The following is a 4,924-nucleotide window of genomic DNA, read 5'->3' on the forward strand; positions in this document are numbered from 1 at the left end:
ACGAAAAGTATGAATTGTTCAGGGTTGTTACTGATAATGATAATTCTTCTAATTGTGCTGCAGAAACTGGGCTTGGTGCTTCTGTAAGTGGATCAAACGCACGACCATTTTTAGGGAAGGCGATGACTTCGCGAATGTTTTCTTCACCAGCTAATAACATTACTAAACGGTCTAAACCTAAAGCCAATCCGCCGTGTGGTGGGAAACCGTAGTCTAAAGCGTTCAATAGGAATCCAAATTGAGATTGAGCAGATTCTTCTGTGAAGCCTAGAGCTTTAAACATTTGCATTTGCATTTCTTTTTGGTAAATACGTAATGATCCACCACCAATTTCATAACCATTCAAGACGATGTCGTAAGCTTGTGCATGCACTTCTTCAGGGCTTTCAGCAAGTTTAGCAGCATCTTCTTCGTTTGGCATAGTGAATGGGTGATGCATTGCGTTGAAACGTTTAGCATCTTCGTCATATTCTAATAATGGCCAGTCAACAACCCATAGGAAGTTAAATTGGTTTTTATCCATTAAGTCTAATTCACGACCGAATTTCAAACGAATTTCAGATAATGATTGGTTAACTACAGATGCTTTATCTGCTACAAACACTAAGATATCGCCTGTTTCAGCTTCTAAGCGTTCCATTAATGGTGCTGGATTTTCTTTAAAGAATTTACCGATAGGACCTGAAAGACCTTCGTCAGTAACTTTAATCCAAGCAACACCTTTTGCACCGTAAGTAGATGCAAAGTTTGTTAATCCATCTAAATCTTTACGAGAGTAGTTATCGCCAGCACCTTTGATGTTGATAGCTTTAACGATGCCACCTTTTTCAATTGCTTGGTTGAATACTTTAAATTCGTATTGATCAACGATATCAGAAATTTCAACTAATTCTAAACCAAAACGAGTATCTGGTTTATCGTTACCGTAACGAGCCATTGCGTCATCATAAGTGATGATTGGGAAGTCTTCAGTAATTTCAATACCTTTTGTACGTTGAACAACTGTTTTTAACATACCTTCAACTAAATCACGAATTTCTTCTTGAGAAAGGAAAGTAGTTTCTAAGTCGATTTGCGTAAATTCTGGTTGACGGTCTCCACGTAAATCTTCATCACGGAAACAACGAACAACTTGGTAGTAACGATCCATACCAGCAGACATCAACAATTGTTTAAATAATTGTGGTGATTGTGGTAAAGCGTAGAATTCACCTGGGTGAACACGTGATGGTACTAAGTAGTCACGAGCCCCTTCTGGAGTTGATTTAGTTAAGTATGGTGTTTCAACTTCGATGAATTCTTGGTCATCTAAGTAACGGTGAATTGTAGAAACAACTTTGTGACGTAATTTTAAGTTGTTCGCCAATTTTGGACGACGTAAGTCGATATAACGATATTTCATACGAATTTCGTCATTTACATCGATATCATCTTCAATTGGGAATGGCGGTGTTTTTGAAGTGTTCAAGATTGTTAAATCTGAAACCATTACTTCTACGTCACCAGTTTTTAGTTTAGGGTTAGCTAAACCTTCACCACGTAAAACAACTTCACCAGTGATTTCAATTACATATTCTGAACGTAGGCGTTCAGCTTCAGTAAATTTGTCACCTAAGTTTTCTACGTTAAATACAGCTTGTACGATACCTTCACGGTCACGTAAATCTACGAAAATTACTCCACCAAGGTCACGGCGTTTTTGTACCCAACCTTTTAAAGTAACGGTTTGTCCAACAAATTCGTTGGACACATTTCCATTATAAACAGTGCGTTGCATGTATAATAATCTCCTTTAAAATGTTATTATTTTGTCATTTCTGAATAAATACCAGCAAAGTCATCCGCGAATTTTTCAATCGGATATGCTTGTTCTTTACCTGAATCCATATGTTTGATAGTGATTTGATTATTGGCTAATTCAGATTCACCAATTGTTACCACAAGTTCTGCACCTAATTTATTTGCATCGCGGAATTGTTTCTTCGGTTTAGCACCGGTAAAATTACGGTCAGCAGTAAAACCAGCGTGGCGAATATGTTGTAATACTTTCATAGCAGCTGTATCTGTTTCATCACCAATGTTAACCACATACACATCCAACGTATGCATTTCTGGAACAGGTGTTTCTTGCGCTTTCATCAATAAGATTAAACGTTCGATACCTAATCCAAAACCAAAACCAGCAGCAGATTCTTTCCCATCTGATAGTTCTTCAACTAAACCAGTATAGTTACCACCACCGCAAATTGTTGTTTGGGCACCGAAAACTTTATCTTCAGACATGATTTCAAAAATTGTATCTTTATAGTAGTCCAAACCACGAACCATGTTTGAGTCAATTTCAAATTCAATACCTAAAGTTGTTAACAATTCTTGTACACGTTCAAAACGGGCTGCAGATTCTTCTGATAAGAAATCTAAAATACTTGGGGCATTTGCCACAATTTCAATATCTTTTTTATCTTTTGAATCTAACACACGTAATGGGTTTTTGTGTAAACGTGTTTTTGAATCTTCTGATAGTTGGTCTGTAAATGGTGTTAAGTATTCAATCAAGGCTTCACGGTATGCTAAGCGAGATGCTGTGTCACCCAATGTGTTAATGACCAATTTAATGTTTTTGATTGATAATTTATTGAATAAGTCCATTGCCAAAGCAATTGTTTCCACATCTGTTTGCGCACTAGCGCCACCAAATACCTCAACACCAATTTGATGGAATTGACGTAAACGACCACTTTGCGGACGTTCGTAACGGAACATTGGTCCCATGTAATATACTTTGTATGGTTTCACTTGTTCAGGTGCATACAGTTTATTTTCCACATAGGCACGCACAATTGGTGCAGTCCCTTCTGGTTTTAATGCAATATGACGATCACCTTTGTCAAAAAAGTCATACATTTCTTTTGTCACAACATCTGTTGTTTCACCAACACCTCGTGAAAACAATTCGTAACTTTCAAACATTGGTGTTCGAATTTCAAAGTAACGATATTGATCTAACACTTCTCTAGCTGTTGCTTCAATATAATGCCACATACTCATATCTTCTGGTAAGATATCAGCTGTACCTTTTGGTCTCTGAATCACGTAAACCCTCCTTTTAAATTTAAAAACAAAAAAATCGCCCTTACATCCACAATTGTAGACATAAGGACGAGTTAATCTCGTGGTACCACCTTAGTTTCAACAGATCTTCCTGTTGCTTTACGCGTAACGAGCGAAACGGAATAGCTTTGCACTATTCTCCTCCAGAGTGTTTACAAATAAACAACATTGAGCATTTCCACCAACTAGCTCTCTCTTTGAATGTAACCATTTATTCTTGCTCTATCTTCGGATTATCGTCCTTAATCTTATACGAAAATAAAAAAAGTGTCAAGAGAGATTATTTTCTTGTTGTCCAATTAAAATAATAAAGGTAAACTGAATTGTAATGATTAAAAATCAAAAGCATTTATATATTTTATTTTTAAACGATTATAGTAAAAAACTTGAGGTGCACATACATGAGAGATCGTTCGGAGAACCATTTCCAGCAAAATAAAGTCGCCTATCTCATCTACTTAGTATTAGTGATAGGTCTCGTTGGTTTCTCTTCTTTTCAATTATATCAATTTAATCAAAAGTCCTACCGCACCCTCACCACTGATGTGATTAATTTACGTGAGGGCCCTGGTATTACTTACGACATCAAATCTCAGATTGAAGGTTCAACGCCATATCGAGTAATGCGACAAGAAAATAATTGGTATTATATCTTGTTTGACAATCAAGAAATTGGTTGGATTCCTACATGGATGGCAGACAGTCAAACTGCAGAAGCAAATCAGTTCATTGCCACAACCCTTGTGGATGAAATGGATGTCTACGAAGAAAATACAGAAGATGCTGAAATTATCACGACAACAGCCAAAGATTCCAAATATCAAATTCTATATCAAGCTGAAGGTTGGGTACAGTTACAATTAGATGGTGAAATCGGGTGGGTAAAACAAACCGACATCGATATCACGCCTGGTACAATAGCCTACCAACAAAGTACTGATATTACTGAAGAAGAACAATCGAGCTATGATGACTTCTTATCTGATTACGATTACACCGTCACTACAACAGCGGACGGGGTAAACATTCGTGATGCAGCTACCACTGATGGCAATATCATCACTAAAGCAGCCTTGAATGAACAATTTGCTTATTTAGGTCAAGAAAATGAGTACTACCATGTTCGAGCTGTTGACGGTACAGAAGGTTACATTGTCAACTGGTTGTCAGAATCAGATTCAACGGCAATGGCAGATCAAGCCCAAGCTGCGGAAGCTACTTCTACATTAGCTGGTCGCACAATTGTTCTAGATCCAGGTCACGGTGGTATTGACCCAGGTGCTCTAACAGATGGTCTTTATGAAAAAGAAGTTACCCTTCAAACAGCATTAGCCGTCAGGGAAAAACTTGAAGCAGCCGGCGTCAACGTCATTATGACACGTGATTCGGATACTGAGGTACCATTGAGTGATGTTGCATATACAGCCAACCAAGCTGGTGCAGACTTAATGATTTCCTTCCATTACGATTCTACTGAAGGTGTGTCAGCAACTGGTACAACCGTATATTACTACGCTGATGGTTCAATCCCAGTCGCAGAAGAAGTCCAAGCGCAATTAATGGAACAATCCCTATTACCATCAAATGGTGTGAAATTCGGTGACTTCCAAGTCATTCGTGAGTTACAAGGTGAAGGTATGCTGATTGAATTAGGTTATATGTCTAATCCAAGCGATGTTGCTATCTTTAGTCAAGAAAGCTACTGGCAACAAGTAGCCGATTCAATTTACAACGCCTTAACGATTTATTATCAATAAACATCTCAAACAAAAGCGGTTGGTACAATTTAAGGTTCTTTTACAAATAGTGTTGG

Annotated in this window: 3 protein-coding genes; 1 reads left to right on the top strand and 2 read right to left on the bottom strand. The window is 37.7% G+C overall.

Annotated elements, in window-relative coordinates:
• Window positions 1-1,777 (bottom strand): aspartate--tRNA ligase (gene aspS, locus EF384_RS09260; RefSeq protein ID WP_123781394.1); only part of this gene is annotated, 1,777 nt, incomplete at its 3' end.
• Window positions 1,778-1,803: 26 nt separating this feature from the next.
• Window positions 1,804-3,093: a histidine--tRNA ligase gene (gene hisS, locus EF384_RS09265; protein WP_123781396.1), complete on the bottom strand. Its 1,290-nt coding sequence runs from the start codon at window positions 3,091-3,093 to the stop codon at window positions 1,804-1,806.
• A 419-nt stretch (window positions 3,094-3,512) separates the two neighbouring features.
• Between hisS and EF384_RS09270 the strand changes: the two genes are divergently transcribed.
• The gene (locus EF384_RS09270; RefSeq protein ID WP_123781398.1) at window positions 3,513-4,868 is read left to right on the top strand and encodes an N-acetylmuramoyl-L-alanine amidase family protein; all 1,356 of its coding nucleotides are present in this window, start codon (window positions 3,513-3,515) and stop codon (window positions 4,866-4,868) included.
• Window positions 4,869-4,924 lie beyond the last annotated feature (56 nt).

This window comes from Aerococcus agrisoli, from assembly GCF_003797145.1.
Taxonomy (GTDB): domain Bacteria; phylum Bacillota; class Bacilli; order Lactobacillales; family Aerococcaceae; genus Aerococcus; species Aerococcus agrisoli.

What these genes read in the sequence shown, in the direction of transcription:
- EF384_RS09270 (WP_123781398.1), top strand. Translation starts at nt 3,513, where the DNA reads ATGAGAGATCGTTCGGAGAACCATTTCCAGCAAAATAAAGTCGCCTAT.